Origin of the sequence: Ramlibacter paludis (assembly GCF_022012305.1) — a bacterium.
Lineage (GTDB): Bacteria > Pseudomonadota > Gammaproteobacteria > Burkholderiales > Burkholderiaceae_C > Ramlibacter > Ramlibacter paludis.
Window position 1 is genome coordinate 617,792 of record NZ_JAKLTM010000001.1, and the last position, 16,056, is coordinate 633,847.

Annotated in this window: 15 protein-coding genes and 2 tRNA genes; 7 read left to right on the plus strand and 10 right to left on the minus strand. The window is 69.5% G+C overall.

Annotated features, from left to right (window positions below):
• Position 1: 1 nt before the first annotated feature.
• Genes rapZ through LZ009_RS03250 form a run of 3 tightly spaced genes read right to left on the minus strand, consistent with a single transcriptional unit; the run spans position 2 to position 3,410 of the window.
• A complete protein-coding gene (gene rapZ, locus LZ009_RS03240) occupies positions 2-874 on the minus strand; it encodes an RNase adapter RapZ (RefSeq protein WP_275696434.1) in 873 nt (290 codons plus the stop codon).
• Positions 874-2,520 carry a DNA repair protein RecN gene (gene recN / locus LZ009_RS03245; RefSeq protein WP_275696435.1) on the minus strand — a complete coding sequence of 549 codons (1,647 nt, stop codon included), beginning with the start codon at positions 2,518-2,520 and terminating at the stop codon, positions 874-876. Before recN ends, rapZ begins: the two co-directional genes overlap by 1 nt.
• Positions 2,517-3,410, minus strand: a complete 894-nt coding sequence (locus tag LZ009_RS03250) for an NAD kinase (RefSeq protein ID WP_275696436.1) — start codon at positions 3,408-3,410, stop codon at positions 2,517-2,519. Before LZ009_RS03250 ends, recN begins: the two co-directional genes overlap by 4 nt.
• A gap of 38 nt (positions 3,411-3,448) precedes the next feature.
• On the opposite strand from LZ009_RS03250, the gene hrcA reads away from it, so the two are divergent.
• Entirely contained in the window at positions 3,449-4,453 is a 1,005-nt protein-coding gene (gene hrcA, locus LZ009_RS03255) for a heat-inducible transcriptional repressor HrcA (protein WP_275697105.1), read from the plus strand.
• Positions 4,454-4,480: 27 nt separating this feature from the next.
• Here the strand turns inward: hrcA and LZ009_RS03260 are convergent, their stop codons facing one another.
• Together LZ009_RS03260 and LZ009_RS03265 are read right to left on the minus strand one after the other, a co-directional pair.
• Positions 4,481-4,714, minus strand: a complete 234-nt coding sequence (locus tag LZ009_RS03260; protein WP_275696437.1) for an aldose epimerase family protein — start codon at positions 4,712-4,714, stop codon at positions 4,481-4,483.
• A gap of 17 nt (positions 4,715-4,731) precedes the next feature.
• Positions 4,732-5,685, minus strand: coding sequence for an esterase/lipase family protein (locus tag LZ009_RS03265; protein WP_275696438.1), 954 nt, complete (start codon positions 5,683-5,685; stop codon positions 4,732-4,734).
• 84 nt (positions 5,686-5,769) lie between these two features.
• Between LZ009_RS03265 and LZ009_RS03270 the strand changes: the two genes are divergently transcribed.
• Positions 5,770-5,846, plus strand: a tRNA-Ile gene (locus tag LZ009_RS03270).
• A gap of 20 nt (positions 5,847-5,866) precedes the next feature.
• On the opposite strand, the gene paoC is transcribed toward LZ009_RS03270, so the two are convergent.
• The 5 genes from paoC to LZ009_RS24265 all read right to left on the minus strand — a co-directional run bounded on the left by paoC (position 5,867) and on the right by LZ009_RS24265 (position 10,991).
• Positions 5,867-8,077: an aldehyde oxidoreductase molybdenum-binding subunit PaoC gene (gene paoC, locus LZ009_RS03275; RefSeq protein ID WP_275696439.1), complete on the minus strand. Its 2,211-nt coding sequence runs from the start codon at positions 8,075-8,077 to the stop codon at positions 5,867-5,869.
• Position 8,078: 1 nt separating this feature from the next.
• Entirely contained in the window at positions 8,079-9,029 is a 951-nt protein-coding gene (locus LZ009_RS03280; protein WP_275696440.1) for an FAD binding domain-containing protein, read from the minus strand.
• Positions 9,026-9,679, minus strand: coding sequence for an aldehyde dehydrogenase iron-sulfur subunit PaoA (gene paoA, locus LZ009_RS03285; RefSeq protein WP_275696441.1), 654 nt, complete (start codon positions 9,677-9,679; stop codon positions 9,026-9,028). The genes LZ009_RS03280 and paoA overlap by 4 nt, the downstream gene beginning before the upstream one ends.
• Before the next feature lie 87 nt (positions 9,680-9,766).
• A complete protein-coding gene (locus tag LZ009_RS03290) occupies positions 9,767-10,111 on the minus strand; it encodes a hypothetical protein (protein WP_275696442.1) in 345 nt (114 codons plus the stop codon).
• Positions 10,112-10,175: 64 nt separating this feature from the next.
• Complete coding sequence (locus LZ009_RS24265; protein ID WP_275696443.1) at positions 10,176-10,991, minus strand: Crp/Fnr family transcriptional regulator; 816 nt, start codon at positions 10,989-10,991, stop codon at positions 10,176-10,178.
• 61 nt (positions 10,992-11,052) lie between these two features.
• Between LZ009_RS24265 and LZ009_RS03300 the strand changes: the two genes are divergently transcribed.
• The 5 genes from LZ009_RS03300 (at position 11,053) to LZ009_RS03320 (ending at position 16,054) form a co-directional block, all read left to right on the plus strand.
• The gene (locus LZ009_RS03300) at positions 11,053-13,065 is read left to right on the plus strand and encodes a S9 family peptidase (protein WP_275696444.1); all 2,013 of its coding nucleotides are present in this window, start codon (positions 11,053-11,055) and stop codon (positions 13,063-13,065) included.
• Positions 13,046-13,501, plus strand: coding sequence for a response regulator (locus LZ009_RS03305; protein WP_275696445.1), 456 nt, complete (start codon positions 13,046-13,048; stop codon positions 13,499-13,501). The genes LZ009_RS03300 and LZ009_RS03305 overlap by 20 nt, the downstream gene beginning before the upstream one ends.
• A 64-nt stretch (positions 13,502-13,565) precedes the next feature.
• A tRNA-Arg gene (locus tag LZ009_RS03310) sits at positions 13,566-13,642 on the plus strand.
• Positions 13,643-13,720: 78 nt separating this feature from the next.
• The gene (locus LZ009_RS03315; RefSeq protein ID WP_275696446.1) at positions 13,721-14,722 is read left to right on the plus strand and encodes a MerR family transcriptional regulator; all 1,002 of its coding nucleotides are present in this window, start codon (positions 13,721-13,723) and stop codon (positions 14,720-14,722) included.
• Positions 14,723-14,773: 51 nt separating this feature from the next.
• The gene (locus LZ009_RS03320; RefSeq protein ID WP_275696447.1) at positions 14,774-16,054 is read left to right on the plus strand and encodes an MFS transporter; all 1,281 of its coding nucleotides are present in this window, start codon (positions 14,774-14,776) and stop codon (positions 16,052-16,054) included.
• Positions 16,055-16,056: the final 2 nt, after the last annotated feature.

Below are 16,056 nucleotides of genomic sequence, written 5' to 3' on the forward strand. Positions count from 1 at the left end.
ATCACCGCTTGCCCAGCTCCCGGTGCCGCTTCAGCGTCGTCCACCGCTCCTCGAACTCCTCCGCCAGCTTCTCCACCAGGTACACCGAGCGGTGCTGCCCGCCCGTGCAGCCGATGGCCACGGTGACGTAGCTGCGGTGGTTGCGCGCCAGCGGCTCCAGCCAGTGGTCGAGGAAGGCCGCGATGTGCTCGTACATCTGGTCGACTTCCTCGTGCTCGCGCAGGTAGGCGGCCACCGGCTCGTCGAGGCCCGTGAGGTCGCGCAGCTCCGGCACGTAGTGCGGGTTCGGCAGCATGCGCACGTCGAAGATGTAGTCGGCGTCCACCGGTATGCCGCGCTTGAACGCGAACGATTCGAACACCAGCGTCAGCTGCGCATGCGGCGCCGACAGCAACGACTTCACGTAATCCTGCAGCTGCGCGCCGCGCAGCACGCTGGTGTCGATGACGTGCGCATGTTCGCGCAGGTCGGCCAGCAGCTCGCGCTCCAGCTCGATCGCATCCACCAGCGCCCGGTGCTGGTCGACGCCATCCTCGACGCCCGCTTTCGACAGCGGATGGCGGCGCCGCGTTTCGGAGAAGCGCCGCACCAGCGTGTCGGTGGTCGCGTCCAGGAACAGCGGCCGCACGGCGATGCCGCGCGTCATCAGCTGGCGGAGCTGCGCCGGCACCAGCGGCAGCGACACCGCGCTGCGCACGTCCATCGCGATCGCCACCCGGTGCGCCGCGTGCTTCACCTCGAGTTCCACGAAGGACAGCAGCAGTTCCGGCGGCAGGTTGTCCACGCAGAAGTAGCCCGCGTCTTCCAGCGCGCGCAGCGCCACCGACTTGCCGGAGCCCGACATGCCGGTGATGAGGACGAGTTCGAGGGACACTAGTTGAGCCCCAGCATTTCCTTGGCATGCGCCAGCGTCGTGCCCGAGAGGCGCTCGCCACCGAGCATGCGCGCGACTTCGGCCACGCGCTTCTCGCCTTCGACGGCCGTGACGCTGCTGGCAACGCCCTTGCCCGCGGCCTGCTTGGCCACCACCAAGTGATGGTCGGCGCAGGCCGCAACCTGCGGCAGGTGCGTGACGGCCAGCACCTGGCGGTCGCGTCCCAATTGCTTCATCAGGCGGCCGACCGTCTCGGCCACCGCGCCGCCGACGCCGGAATCGACCTCGTCGAAGATCAGCGTGCCGGCCGTGCCGATGCGGCTCGTGGTCACCGCGATCGCCAGCGCGATGCGCGAGAGCTCGCCACCCGAGGCGACCTTGCCCACCGGGCGCGGGGTGCTGCCTGCGTGTCCGGCCACCAGGAAGGCCACTTCCTCCAGCCCGAAGGCGGAAGGCGTCTCCAGCTTTTCCAGCGCGACTTCGAAGCGGCCGCCTTGCATGCCCAGGCCTTGCATCGCCGCCGTGACGGCCTTGGCCAGCTGCGGCGCCGCCTTGGCACGCGCCTTGGCCAGGCTGCGCGCCTCGGCCAGGAAGGCCTCGCCTTCCTTCTTCTCCGCGGCTTCCAGCGCGGCGAGGTCGGCGGCCGCATCCAGCTTCGCCAGTTCTTGCTTCCAGCCCGCCAGCAGAGCCGGCAGTTCGGCCGGGGTGCGCTTGTACCGGCGCGAGAGCGACAGCCAGGACGCCATGCGTTCGTCCAGTTCCGCCAGGCGTTCGGGATCCAGGTCGGTCTTGCGCAGGTAGGCCTGCAGCGAGTGCGCGGCGTCCTCCACCTGCGCCAGGCTGGAGGCCAGCACTTCGGCGATCTCGCGGAACTGCGGCTCCAGGTGCTCCTGCCCGCGCAGCGCGTCCAGCGCCTGCGCCACGCCCTGGCGGGCGCCCCCGTCCTCGCCATCCAGCACTTCCTGAGCGGCCCGCGCCGCATCGAGCAGCGCCTGCGCATGCGACAGGCGCGTGTGGCTGGCATTGAGCTCGTCCCACTCGTCGTCGCGCGGCGCCAGCTTGTCGACCTCGCCGATCTGCCAGGCCAGGCGCTCGCGTTCGCGCTGGAGCGAATCCTGGGCCGCGCGCGCATCGGCCAGCGTCTTCTGCGCCGCGCGCCAGCCTTGCCACAGCGACTGCAGATTGCCGGCATCCAGCCCCGCGTAGCCATCCAGCAGGTCGCGCACCGCGGCGGGGCGCGTCAGGCTTTGCCAGGCGTGCTGGCCGTGGATGTCCACCAGCTGCTCGCCTGCTTCGCGCAACTGCGTGGCGGTGGCGGCGCCCCCGTTGATCCAGGCGCGGCTCTTGCCCTGGCTGTCGATGCTGCGCCGGAGCAGAAGGGAGTCGCCGGCGTCGAAGCCGGCCTCCTGCAGCCACGGCACCAGTGCGTCGGGCAACTCGAATTCGGCGGAGATCTCCGCCCGCGTGGCGCCTTCGCGCACCACGGTGGCCTCGGCGCGCGCGCCCAGCGCCAGCTGCAGCGCATCGACCAGGATGGACTTGCCCGCGCCGGTTTCGCCGGTGAGCACGGAAAAACCGTCGCCCAGGTCGAGTTCGAGCTCGCGGACGATCACGAAATCACGGAGAGCAATGCGTTTGAGGCTCATGCGCCCTCGTTCCAGTGCAGTTTCTTGCGCAGCGTATCGAAATAGGTCCAGCCCTTCGGGTGCAGGAAGCGCACCTTGTGCTGTGACCTGCGCACCGAGATGCGGTCGCCGTGCAGCAGCGAGGCCAGCGACTGCATGTCGAAATTGGCGCTGGCGTCACGGCCGGCCACCAGTTCGATGCCGATCTCCACGCTGTCCGGCAGCACGATGGGCCGGTTCGACAAGGTGTGCGGCGCGATCGGCACCAGCACCCAGCCGTGGATGGATGGGTGCAGCAGCGGCCCGCCCGCCGACAGCGCATAGGCGGTCGACCCGGTGGGCGAGGCCACGATCAGGCCGTCGGCGCGCTGGTTGGCCACGAAATGGCCGTCCACCTCCACCCGCAGTTCCACCATGCCGGAGGTGGCGCCACGGTTCACCACCACGTCGTTCATGGCCAGCGCGTCGAACACGCACTGGCCGTCGCGCAACACCCGCGCGTGCATCAGGGTGCGCTGGTCCTCCTCGTACTCGCCCGCCAGCATGGGCGGCAGCACGGTGCGGAAGTGCTCCAGGGGGATGTCGGTGATGAAACCCAGCCGGCCCTGGTTGATGCCGATCAGGGGCACGCCGTGGCGCGCGAGCTGGCGCCCTATCCCCAGCATGGTGCCGTCGCCGCCCACCACCAGCCCCAGGTCGCACTGGGCGCCGATCTCGGCAACCTCGAGGGTGGGATAACCCGCGAGTCCCGCATTGGAGGCGGTGTCGCGTTCCACCACCACTTCGCAGCCCTGGGCCGCCAAAAAATTCGCAATGTCGTCCATCGCGGCGCGCGTGGAGGCCGCCACCGCCGGCGGAACCGCGGCGTGGTACTTGCCGATCAGCGCGACCTGCCGGAAGATGGATTTCATCGGCAAATTACATCACTAAAATCGCCAACGTGACCCCCATGAAGCTCGACGACCGCGCCAAGCTGTTGCTGAAAGCCCTGATCGAGCGCTACATCGCCGAGGGGCAGCCGGTAGGCTCGCGCACGCTTTCGCGCGCCTCGGGGCTGGAACTCTCGCCCGCCACCATCCGCAACGTGATGTCGGACCTGGAGGAACTGGGCCTGGTCGCCAGCCCGCACACCTCCGCCGGGCGCATCCCCACCGCCCGTGGTTACCGGTTGTTCGTCGACACGATGCTGACCGCCAAGCGTGACGACTTCGCGACACCGTCGCTGCCGGCCGACCAGCCGCAGAAGGTGATCGCCAACGCGGCGCACATGTTGTCGAACCTGTCGCAGTTCGTCGGCGTGGTGGTCGCGCCGCGCCGCAGCTCGGTCTTTCGCCACATCGAATTCCTGCGCCTTTCGGAGCGCCGCTTCCTGGTGATCATCGTGTCGCCCGACGGCGACGTGCAGAACCGCGTGGTGCACACCGCCGCGGACTACACCCAGTCGCAGCTGGCCGAAGCCGCCAACTTCCTGAACGCCAACTACGCCGGCCTGGCGATGGAGGAAGTGCGCTCGCGCCTGAAGAACGAGGTGGACGCCTTGCGCAGCGAGATCGTGGTGCTGATGCAGACCGCGGTGGAGGCCAGCTCGCAGGCCATGAACGAGGACCAGGAGGAAGTCGTGATCTCCGGCGAGCGCAACCTGCTGGCCGTGAGCGACCTGAGCGACATGGCCCACCTGCGCCGCGCCTTCGAGCTGTTCGAGCAGAAGACGCAACTGATGCGCCTGCTGGACGTCTCCAGCCAAGCGGAAGGCGTGCGCATCTTCATCGGCGGCGAGAGCCACATCGTTCCGTTCGAGGACCTCTCGGTGGTGAGCGCGCCCTACGAAGTGGACGGCCACGTGGTCGGCACGCTCGGCGTGATCGGCCCGACGCGCATGGCCTACGACCGCATGATCCAGATCGTCGACATCACGTCGAAGCTGGTGAGCAACGCGCTGAGCCACAAGTCCTGAGCGCCGGCGCTCATCGCGCGCACTGAATCAGCGCCCGCGCAGGATGGCATCGATGTGCTGCGCCACAAGCGGATCCTCCAGGATCGCGATGTGGTCGTCGTCGAAGCCGCGCACGGACGCCGCCTGCCGCTGAGCCGCCCAGTGCAGCTGGCTCGCCAGCGGCACCGTCGTGTCGCGATAGCCGAACACCATGTGATGCTGCACGCCCGTCGGCAGGGGCTGCGCGAACAGGTTGTCGACGAAGGTGCTGCGAGGGCTCATGTCGCGCCACACCGGCATCACCACGGGGGAATGGTCAACGCCTTTCTGCGCCGCGGCTGCGCCGCGGCTGCGCCGCCAAATGGCGAGGAGATGGAGACGAAGTTGCGCACGTAGCGGCATTCCCCCGCGTCCCGGCAGTCCTGGAGGAAGGAGCGCACGACCAGCCCGCCCATGCTGTGCGCCACCACGTGGAGCCCGGTGAAGCGGCGCTCCAGCCACAGCTGGTTCAGCATGGCGAGCAGGCCGGTGCCGACCACGTCGAGGTCCAGCCCGGAGGGGTAATAGAAGAACCAGGGCTGGAAGCGGCTGCGGTCCAGGCCCCGCACCAGCGCATCGAAGTCGCGCGGCGAACCGCCCATGCCATGCACCAGCAGGACCGGCGTGCGGTCCGCCGCGTAGGGCTGCTGGAAGTAGATGCCCGCGAGTCCCTCGCGCATGAAACTGACCGGCTTCCACATCCCTTCGCGCGCCTTCTCGCGGTCGAAGCGCGGATCGTCCAGGCCGGCCACCGTTCCCAGCTGCGTGGGCACGCCCCCGATCAGGCGATCGCGGGCGGCGAAGAGGCTGCCCTGGGGGCGCATGGGTGGCGCCGCCTGGTCGGCGGCAGGCCGGAGCTGCAGCCTGAGCGGATCGCGCGCAGGACCAGCGGGAAGTGGATGCCAGGCGAAGGGCTCTTCCGCGTCGTATTGCAGGTTGCCGTTGGCGTCGTGGAAGGCGAAGACGCTGCGCGCCGAGCGGTGCACGAGCGCCTCGAACGGACCGGCCCCGTCGAACACCTTGAAGCTGAGCGTGTGGCCCTCGCCATCGAGCGAGACCAGCAGCAGCGTGCAGTCCTGGCACGCATCGAAGCGGAGCGTTCCGCCCACCGTGGCCACCGTGGCGTCGTAGACCTGCAGTTCGTCCTTGAGGGACAGCAGCTGGCCGCAGCCGGGAAGCAGGAGCACCAGCGCGGCGGCGAAGAGGCGGCTCATGCGGCGGGAGTGTGGAGGCCGCCTTCCTGGCGCGCACTTGGACCAAGGTCTCACGAGCATCCGCCGCCTACAATCCTCGCTGGCGGGCCGTTAGCTCAGTTGGTTAGAGCAGGGGACTCATAATCCCTTGGTCGCAGGTTCAAGTCCTGCACGGCCTACCAGTCCCCGCGCATCCGCGCCCTCAAGCCACCGCCGGCAAGCCCGCCAACAGCTTGTCCAGCGTGATCGGATAGTCCCGCACCCGCACGCCGGTGGCGTTGTAGATCGCGTTCGCCACCGCTGCTCCCACCCCGCAGATCCCGAGCTCCCCGACACCCTTGGCCTTCATCGGCGAGGAAATCGGGTCGGTCTCGTCCAGGAAGATCACGTCCTGGTGCGGGATGTCGGCATGCACCGGCACCTCGTAGCTGGCGAGGTCGTGGTTGACGAAGAAGCCGCGCCGCTTGTCGACGGCCAGTTCCTCCATCAGCGCCGCGCCCACGCCCATGGTCATCGCGCCGATCACCTGGCTGCGCGCCGCCTTCGGGTTCAGGATGCGGCCGGCCGCGCAGACGGCCAGCATGCGGCGCACCCGCACTTCGCCGGTGGCGGCGTCGACGGCGACCTCGACGAAGTGGGCACCGAAGGTGGACTGCTGGTACTTCTTGTCCAGGTCCCCGTATTCGATGAAGTCTTCGCCGACCAGGCCGTCGCTGCCCGCCACTTCGGCCAGCGGCATCGAGCGTTCGCCCGAACGCACCATGCCGTCGGCGAACTCCACGTCCGCCGCGGGCATGCCCGCCTTCTTCGCGATCGCTTCCCGCAGCTTCATGCACGCCGCATACACACCCGACGTCGAGTTGTTGCCGCCCCACTGGCCGCCGGAACCGCAGGACACGGGGAACGCAGAATCGCCCAGCCGCACGAAGACCTTCGCGAGCGGCACGCCCATGGTCTCGGCGGCGGTCTGCGCGATGATGGTGTAGCTGCCGGTGCCGATGTCGGTCATGTCCGTTTCCACGGTCACCATGCCGCGGTTGTCCAGGCGCACGCGCGCGGCGGACTTGGTCAGCAGGTTGTTGCGGAAGGCCGCGGCCACGCCCATGCCCACCAGCCAGCGGCCGTCGCGCACCTGGGCCGGTTTCGCATTGCGCTTGTTCCAGCCGAAGCGGTCCGCGCCGGTGCGCAGGCACTCCACCAGCTTGCGCTGCGAGAAGGGCCGGCCCGGCTTCTCCGGATCCATCTGCGTGTCGTTGGCGATGCGGAACTCCACCGGGTCCATGCCCAGCTTCTCCGCCATTTCGTCCATGGCGATTTCCAGCACCATCAGGCCGGGCGCCTCGCCGGGCGCGCGCATGGCGTTGCCTTCGGGCAGGTCCAGCACCGCGAGGCGCGTGGTCGTCAGGCGGTTGGCGCCGGCGTAGAGCAGGCGCGTCTGGTTGACGGCCGTTTCGGCCGAGCCGTCCGGCAGGTTGCCCGACCAGCCTTCGTGCGCGATGGCGGTGATCTTGCCGTCGCGGGTGGTGCCGATGCGCACGCGCTGGATGGTTGCCGGCCGGTGCGTCGTGTTGTTGATCATCACCGGGCGTTGCAGGGCGACTTTCACCGGGCGCTTGGCGGCCCGCGCGCCCAGCGAAGCCAGCAGAACGTCGGCGCGCAGGAACAGCTTGCCGCCGAAGCCGCCGCCGATGAAGGGCGAGACCAGGCGCACGTTGGCCTTGGGGATGCCCAGCGTCTTGGCCAGGTCGCCCACGCTCCAGGCGACCATCTGGTTGGATGTCCACACCGTCAGCTTGTCGCCCTTCCAGGCGGCGACGGTGGCGTGCGGTTCCATCATGGCGTGCGACTGGTCGGGCGTCGTGTAGCTCGCGTCCAGTTGCACAGGCGCCGTCGGGAACGTGCCTTCGAAATCGCCCACCTTGGATTGCGGCGGGCCGGCAAAGGCCGTCGGCTTGGGCATCTTGGCGCCGGCCTTCTCGGCCTGCAGGTCGAACTTGCCGGGCGTGCGCTCGTAGGTGACCTTCACCAGCTGCGCCGCGGCTCGCGCTTCCTCGATGCTGCGGGCGACGACCAGCGCCACGGCCTGGTGGTAGTGGTCCACCTGCGGGCCTGCCAGCAACTTGGCGGTGTTGAAGTTGCCCTTGCCCAGCTTGCCGGCGTTGCGCGCGGTGACGATGGTGATGACGCCCGGCGCCGCGCGCGCGGCAGCCAGGTCCATGGAGGCGATCCGGCCCTTGGCGATGCCGGCGCCGACCACGTAGCCGTACGCGGCATCGGGCGCGACGTCGTGACGCTCGTAGGCATAAGGCGCCGTGCCGGTCGTCTTCAGCGGTCCTTCGACGCGGTCGGTCGGCTTGCCGATGACCTTCAGCTGGTCGATGGGGTTGGTGGTTGCGGGAGTGTCGAACTTCATGTCAGCCCCTTGCCTGTGCCACGGCCGCGGCGATGGTGCGCTCCGCCAGCGGGAGCTTGAAGGCGTTGTCGTGGGTGGGCCGGGCGCCGGCAAGCAGTTGCGAGGCGAACGCGCGCGCGCCTTGCGGCAGGCCGGCTTCCGCCGCTTCGACGCGCCAGGGTTTGTGGGCGACCCCACCCAGCGCGACGCGGCCGCTGCCGTCGCGCTGCACGATGGCGGCGACGGAGACCAGCGCGAAGGCATACGAAGCGCGGTCGCGCACCTTGCGATAGACGTGCGTGCCGCCCAGCGGACGCGGCAGCGTCACCGCGGTGATCAGCTCGTCGCGTTCGAGGTTGGTGTCGATGTGCGGCGTGTTGCCGGGCAGGCGATGGAAGTCCGCGATGGGAATGACCCGCGCGCGGCCATCCGGTTTCACGGTTTCCACCTGCGCGTCGAGCACGCGCATCGCCACCGCCATGTCGCTTGGATGCGTGGCGATGCAGGCTTCGCTGCTGCCCACCACCGCCAGCTGGCGGCTGAAACCACCGATCGCGCTGCAGCCGCTGCCGGGCTTGCGCTTGTTGCAGGGCTGGTCGGTGTCGTAGAAGTAAGGGCAGCGCGTGCGCTGCAGCAGGTTGCCCGCGGTGGTCGCCTTGTTGCGCAGTTGCCCGGACGCGCCCGCCAGCAGCGCACGCGACAGCACGCCGTAGTCGCGCCGCACACGCTCGTCGGCGGCCAGCGCCGTGTTGCGCACCAGTGCGCCTATGCGCAGGCCGCCTTCCGGCGTGGCTTCGATCTTGTCCAGCGCGAGGCCGTTTACGTCCACCAGGTGGCCGGGCGCCTCGATCTGCAGCTTCATCAGGTCCAGCAGGTTGGTGCCGCCGGCGATGAACTTCGCATCGGGCCGGCGCGCGACGGCGCCGGCCGCTTCGGCCGGCGAGCCGGCCTTTTCATAGGTGAAGGCCTTCATGTACGCACCCCTGCAACCTCGCTGATCGCGTCGACGATGTTGGAGTAGGCGCCGCAGCGGCAGATGTTGCCGCTCATGCGTTCGCGCAGTTCGTCCACCGACAGCAGGGGCTTGGCCGTGATGTCGCCGCTCACGTGGCTGGGGATGCCGCGGCGCAGTTCGTCGAGCGCGCCCACGGCGGAGCAGATCTGGCCTGGCGTGCAGTAACCGCACTGGTAGCCGTCGTGCTTGACGAAGGCCGCCTGCAAGGGATGCATGCGTTGCGGCGTCCCCAGGCCTTCGATGGTCGTGACCTTGCTGCCCTGGTGCATCACGGCGAGGGTCAGGCAGGAATTGATGCGTTCGCCGTCCACCAGCACGGTGCAGGCGCCGCACTGTCCGTGGTCGCAACCTTTCTTGGTGCCGGTGAGTTTCAGGTGCTCGCGCAGCGCGTCGAGCAAGGTGGTGCGCGTGTCGAGCTGCAGCGTGCGGCGCTCGCCGTTCACTTCCAGCACCACTTCGGTGCCGGCGCCCGAGGCATTGGCGGTGGGTGCGGCGGCCGCGGGCGCTGCGCCGGCTTCGGTCGTCACTGCGGCTGCGGCCGCCGAGGCGGCGCCGGCGATCAGCACGTCGCGGCGCGAGACGCTGAGGTCGTCTTCGAAACTGTCCATGAACTCTCCTGGGGGAAATTGCGGCCGAACGCAGGAGCTTCACGGACATGCGCCGACGCGAGTGTCGGCTCGGCGCTGACGGGCTTGTCAGCCGCGACGCGCGTCCGGCTGCTCGCAGCGCAGCCGCAGCCTCTCCAGCGCACCCTCATGACGCGCATGGCGTTGCACCAGCCAATCGAGGCCCTTCGCCGCGGCGCGCAGTTCCCACAACGCCTGCGTGAACTCGAAGTGGCTGATGTGCACCTCCAGCCATTCGGCGTGCAGCCAGGGCAGGCCGGTCGCCGCGCGATGCATCTGCAGCAGCAGGTCGGCCGCGGCGCGGTAGTTCTCCATCTTCCAATCGGGCTGCGCCAGGGCGCCGATGATCGCCTGGTAAGACTGCAGCGCCGCCATCAGCCGCGCCGCCGGGACCTTGTCGTCGGCTTCTTCCACTGTCTGCTCTCCGTACTTGCGAGAGCAACCTTAGCGAGCGGTTCTGTCCGATAACGAACACAGGCTAGGCCTTGCGGCCCGCTATCGCGCTTTCGTATTCGCCCCGGATGATGCGGTAGCAGGGACAGCTCGCATCTTCCAGGCCGTCGCGGTCCAGGATGCGGATGTGGCCCCGGTTGTACGTGATCAGGCGGCGGTCCCGCAGCGTGGAGGCGACCTGGCTCACCGTGGCCCGGCGCTCGCCCAGCATGTGGCCCAGGTACTCCTGGGTCAGGTCGAATTCGTCGCCGTTCACGCGGTCGTGCGTCATCAGCAGCCAGCGGGCGCAACGCTGGAGCGCCGAGTGCGTGCGGTTGCAGGCGCAGCCTTGCGAGGCCTGGATGAACAGCGTGTGTGCGTAGCGCAGCACGACGTCCGCCACGCCCGGGATGGTGTAAGCGGCCTGCTGGAAGGCCTCGGCTTCCATGCGCCAGCCGTGGCCGCTGACCTGCACGAAAAGGTCGCCGGGCGAGTGCGGCGCGCCCAGCAGCAGCGAGGCACCGGCCATGCCTTCCTTGCCGATGGTGCCCACTTCCACGCGCCGGCCGCGGTCGTCCGCCGGCGCCAGCATGGAGATCACACCATCGGCGGGAAACCACACGTTGCGGATCAGGCGGCCGTGCGCCATCACCGGGTCGCCCACGTGCAGTTGCACGAACGTCAGTTCCCCGGCTAGTGCCGCCAGCGCCGGCTCGTGGAGCTGCGCCAGCAGGCGATTGCTGCGAAAGTCGGAGTGCTGTTCCATGGCGCGCATGCTTGCATCCGCCAGCGCGGCCGTCGTGTCGGAAAAGTTCTTGACCTGCAGAGCCTGCCGTACTTCCAGCGCCACGTAGGAAGGCACGCTGCGCGCGCGTGGCTTGCGGCCGACGGGGCGGAGGCTCGCCGCGCGTCAAAGTTGGTGCATGACGAAGAAGCTCTTCGAAGTCGACGATCTCTACCTGCACCAAAAGATCACCGAGGTAGCCTGCCGGCAGGGGACGGGCGAAGCAGCCTTTACCGTGCGCAGCGTCGACGCCCAGAAGGACGGCTACTTCTCGTGCATCTGGCTCGCTCCCCTGGACGGATCGGCGCCGCCGCGCCAGGTGACCCATGGCCCGGGCGACGACAACTCGCCGCGCTGGTCGCCCCAAGGGGACCGGCTGGCCTTCATCTCCTCGCGCTCCGGCGTGCTGCAGCCTTACCTGCTGCCCCTGCAAGGCGGAGAGGCGCAGGCGCTGGGCCGGTTCGATTCGGCCGTGTCCGGCCTTTGCTGGGCCCCCGATGGCCAGTGGCTGGCGGTTACGGCTGCGGTGACGGTCGATCCCGACTGGCGCGGCAGCCGCGCCGCCGGCCGCAAGGCGAACCCGGGCCCCGCCGAACTGGCCTGGAAGCTGCCGTACAAGAGCGACGGCATCGGCTACACGCTGCGGCGCGAGATCCACCTGTTCCGTCTCGATGCCAACACGGGCGAAAAGAAGCAGCTCACCGACGGCGCTTTCGACATCCTCGGTTTCGACATTTCCCCGGACGGCCAGCGCGTCGCGCAGGTGCGCACGCGCATCGGGCGCTTCGCGCACGCCACGGACCTGTGGGTCAGCGACTCGGACGGCGGCAACGCGCGCCAGCTCACGAAGGACATCGCCACGGTGATGCAGCCGGTCTGGTCGCCCGACGGCCGCTGGATCGCCTTCACCGGCGCTCAGGCGGAAGGCGACGGTCGGATGGGCCTGTGGCTGCTGGATTTCGCCACCGGCAAGGTGCGCCGCGTCGGCAGCGACGACCTGGAAGCGGCGGCGCCGGACGCCGTGCACTGGGGCGCCGACTCGCAGACGCTCCTGTTAGCGCAGGCCTCGCGCGGCCGCCATCCCATCGTCAAGCTGGAACTGGGCAGCGACAAGATCACTGAGCTGCGCGCCGGCGACCGCCAGCTCGGCGCCCTGGGCTTCGACGGCGAACGCTTCGCCTATCCGATCGAGTCCATGACCGCGCCTTCCGACCTGTTCACCTGCATGGCCGACGGCAGCCAGGAAAAGCGGCTGAGCGACCTCAACTCCTGGTACCGCGAACGCGCGCCGCTGACCTGCGAAGCGCGCACCTTCGAGGTGCCCGACGGCCGCGGCGGCAAGGAAACCATCCAGGGCTGGCTGCTGCGCGCCAAGGACCGGAAGGGTCCGCTGCCGCTGCTGAACGACGTGCACGGCGGCCCGGCCGCCTACGTGCAGCTCGATTACGACACCAACGTCTTCTGGCAGGTGCTGTGCGCGCAGGGCTGGGCGGTGCTGGCGCTCGACGCGGTGGGCTCGGCCAGCTACGGGCGCGAGTTCTGCGACCGCCTGGCGGGCCATTGGGGCGAGTACGACCTGCCGCAGCACCGGGCCGCGGTCGCGCAACTGCAGTGCGAAGGCCTGTGCGACGACCGCGTGGCCATCAGCGGCAAGTCCTACGGCGGGTACATGAGTGCCTGGGCCGTCGGCCACTGCGACGACTTCCGCGCGGCCGTCGTCATGGCGCCGGTAGGCAACATCGAGACGCACTACGGCACGTCCGATGGCGGCTACTACGCCGACCCGCTCTACATGGGCACGCCGGGTCACTTCGACCGCAAGCTCGCGCGCAAGCTGTCGCCGCTGCAATCGATCGAGCGCGCCACCACGCCGACGCTGTTCCTGCAGGGCAAGGAAGACGAGCGCTGCCCCAAGTGCCAGTCGGAAGAGCTTTTCGTGAGCATGCTGCGCGCCGGCGACACGCCCGCGGAGCTCGCGCTCTATGCCGGCGAAGACCACCACTTCCTGGGCGAGGGCAAGCCCTCGGTGCGCGCCGACGCCGCCCAGCGCATCGTCGACTGGGTCACGCAGTACTGCAAGGCAGCGCCGGCCCAGCCGGCCGACAACGAACAACACGAGACGGAGTTATCGAGTGAGAGTACTGCTGGTTGAAGACAACGCGCGGATGGCGGACGAGTTCCGCCGCATGCTGGAATCCATGGAGCGCACCGAGGTCGTCGCGGTTGCGCGCACGCAGCAGGAGGCGCTGGCCTGGCTGCGCTTGCACCCCGATGGCTGGGACCTCGCGCTCGTCGACCTGTTCCTGCAGCAGGGCCACGGCTTCGAGGTGCTGCGCCATTGCCGCAAGCTGCGGCGCGACCAGCGCGCCGTCGTCGTCACCAACTACACCCGCGACCCGGTGCGCGAGCACGCCCGCCAGGCCGGCGCCGACGCGGTGTTCGACAAATCCTTCGAACTCGACGCGCTGGTGGATTACTGCGTCGAGTTCTGCCGCAGCCTCGACGCCCGCTTCCGCCCTCCGGGCGGCTTGGCCGCAGTGAGCCATGCGGCCCACCAGCGGCACGCGCGGCCGCGTACGTTGCGCTGATCCCGAGGCCCGAAAGCCCCGCGTCAGCAGCCGCCAAATTGCCTGCTATAATCTCGAGCTCTGCGCGGCTGTAGCTCAGTTGGATAGAGTACTTGGCTACGAACCAAGGGGTCGTGGGTTCGAATCCTGCCAGCCGCACCAGAACCTTTCCGAATGGCCTGGAAGCTTCACCGCTTCCAGGCCATTTCCGTTGCGCGAGCCGACGATAATCGGCGCCCCATGCACCTCAAGGTCGGCGAACTCGCGCGGCGCACCGGCCTCACGGTGCGCACGCTCCACCATTACGACGAAATCGGCCTGCTCAAGCCTTCGGGCCGCAGCGAGTCCGGCTACCGCATGTACGACGCGCAGGACGTCGCCCGGCTGCATGCGATCCAGGCCCTGCGCTACATGCGGATGCCGCTGGCGGAGATCGGACCCCTGTTGGACGGCCGGCACGCCAGGCCGGAAGCGATCATCGACGAGCAGATGCGGGCGCTGCAGCGGCAGATCCGCGAGGCGACCGAGCTGCACGACCGGCTGGCGCTGCTGCGCGAGGGCATCCTGGCCGGCAAGGCCCTGGACATCGCCGACTGGGTGGAAAGCCTGCAGCGGATGGCGACCTTCGGCAAGTACTTCAGCGCCGGCGAACTCAAGTCCATCTTCACCCGCTACGCCGAGGTCCAGCGCGAATGGCTGGCCCTGCAGCCCGAGGTGCGGGCGCATATGGAGGCCGGCGGTGCGATCGATTCGCCGGCGGGCCAGGCGCTCACGCGGCGCTGGATGCAGCTGATGATGCGCTGGATGCGCGGCGACTTCGCGCTGATGGAGCGCTGGGGCGCGATGTACCGCGAGGAACCCTCGGCGCACGGCATGCACGGCGCGCCGCCGGCGGACATGATCGCCTACATGGAGGGCGCGATCGCCTGGCGCTACCGGCTGCTGTGCACGCACTTCGACGAGGCCGAGATCAAGGCCGTGGGTTACGTCCCGGACGCCGAGTTCGCCGCCATCGAGGCGGCCGGGCAGAAGCTGCTGGCGGCAGGCGCCAGCCCGCGCAGCCGGCCGGCCCGGGCGCTCTTCGCGCGCTGGGCGGAACTGACCGAGCGCACCTCCGGCGGCAACGCCGCGATCCGCCGCAAGCTGCAGACGATGCACCTGGCCGATCCGCTGCTGCTGGCCGGGCATCCGCTCGGACCGGAGGTGCGGCGTTTCCTGCAGGCCGCCGGCGAAAGCGCTTGACCCTCACGTAACGTGAGGCCCGAAAGTGGATCCCGTCCCAGGAGGATCCACATGCAAACAACGACCAACCCGCGCGCCGAGCTGCTGCGCGACCCCAACTTCCGCTGGCTGATGGCCGGCAGCGCGGTGTCGCTGCTGGGCGACCAGTTCACCCTGATCGCCTTGCCCTGGCTGGTGCTGCGCATCACCGGCGACACCGCGGCGCTCGGCCTGGTGCTGGCGCTGATCGGCGTGCCGCGCGCGCTGTTCATCCTGGTGGGCGGCGCGGTGGTCGACCGGTTCTCGCCGTACCGCGTCCTGATGCTGACCAAGTATGTCAACGCGGTGCTGCTGGCCGTGCTGGCCGTCGGCGTGTACCTGGGCGCGCCGCCCTTGCCGGCGCTCTATGCGCTGGCGCTCGCGCTGGGCCTGGCCAGCGCCTTCAGCATTCCGTCCGGCACGTCGCTGCTGCCGCACGCGCTGCAGCCGCGTTTCCTGGCTGCCGCTAACGGCGTGATGATGGGACTGCGGCAACTGAGCTTCTTCATCGGCCCGATGGCCGCCGGCCTCTTGATCGCGCTGTTCGGCGATGGCGGCGGTGGCGCGGTGCGGCAGCCGACCGGCATCGCCCTGGCCTTCGCGGTCGATGCCTTCAGCTTCGCGCTGTCGGCATGGACGCTCGCGCGCGTCCGGCTGCATGCGGCGCCCGCGCCCGCCAAGGCGAACGCAACGCTCGGTTCGGCGATCGCCGAAGGGCTGCGCAACGTCGGCCGCGACCGCGAGCTGCGGGCCTGTTATCTCTACTGGACGGCGGTGGCGCTGCTGGTGCTGGGGCCGCTGCAGATCGCGCTGCCGGTGCTGGCGCAAAGCCTGCCGCAGCTGGGTGCTTCGGCGCTGGGCCTGATGGCCGGCGCGCACGGCGGCGGCACGCTGCTCGGGATGCTGCTTTCCGGCGCGCGGCGCCTGCGCATCGGCACGCTGGGCACCAGCCTGCTGCTGGCCGACGTGGTGATGGGGCTGCTGTTCGTGCCCATGGGCCACATCACGGCGACGGCGCAGGGTGTGGCGCTGATGCTGGCGGTCGGCGTGCTGGGCGGCTTCATGCAGGTGGCGGTGTTCACATGGATCCAGCGCCGCGTCGCGCCGGCGATGCTGGGCCGCGCCATGAGCCTGTTCATGTTCATCTTCATGGGGCTCGTGCCGCTGGCGGCGGCCGTCACGGGCTGGGTGCTGCACCACGTGTCGCTGGCCACTCTGTTCAGCGCCTGCGGCCTGCTGCTGGTGGCGGTGGCCGCGATCGCCTGGGTGGCGTCGCCGGTGCGGCGCATCGACGATGCGCTGCAGCCGGCCTGAGC

What these genes read in the sequence shown, in the direction of transcription:
- hrcA (WP_275697105.1), top strand. Translation starts at nt 3,449, where the DNA reads ATGAAGCTCGACGACCGCGCCAAGCTGTTGCTGAAAGCCCTGATCGAG.
- LZ009_RS03265 (WP_275696438.1), bottom strand. Translation starts at nt 5,685, where the DNA reads ATGAGCCGCCTCTTCGCCGCCGCGCTGGTGCTCCTGCTTCCCGGCTGC.
- LZ009_RS03260 (WP_275696437.1), bottom strand. Translation starts at nt 4,714, where the DNA reads ATGAGCCCTCGCAGCACCTTCGTCGACAACCTGTTCGCGCAGCCCCTG.
- LZ009_RS03300 (WP_275696444.1), top strand. Translation starts at nt 11,053, where the DNA reads ATGACGAAGAAGCTCTTCGAAGTCGACGATCTCTACCTGCACCAAAAG.
- paoC (WP_275696439.1), bottom strand. Translation starts at nt 8,077, where the DNA reads ATGAAGTTCGACACTCCCGCAACCACCAACCCCATCGACCAGCTGAAG.
- recN (WP_275696435.1), bottom strand. Translation starts at nt 2,520, where the DNA reads ATGAGCCTCAAACGCATTGCTCTCCGTGATTTCGTGATCGTCCGCGAG.
- LZ009_RS03280 (WP_275696440.1), bottom strand. Translation starts at nt 9,029, where the DNA reads ATGAAGGCCTTCACCTATGAAAAGGCCGGCTCGCCGGCCGAAGCGGCC.
- LZ009_RS03250 (WP_275696436.1), bottom strand. Translation starts at nt 3,410, where the DNA reads ATGAAATCCATCTTCCGGCAGGTCGCGCTGATCGGCAAGTACCACGCC.
- LZ009_RS03320 (WP_275696447.1), top strand. Translation starts at nt 14,774, where the DNA reads ATGCAAACAACGACCAACCCGCGCGCCGAGCTGCTGCGCGACCCCAAC.
- LZ009_RS03315 (WP_275696446.1), top strand. Translation starts at nt 13,721, where the DNA reads ATGCACCTCAAGGTCGGCGAACTCGCGCGGCGCACCGGCCTCACGGTG.
- paoA (WP_275696441.1), bottom strand. Translation starts at nt 9,679, where the DNA reads ATGGACAGTTTCGAAGACGACCTCAGCGTCTCGCGCCGCGACGTGCTG.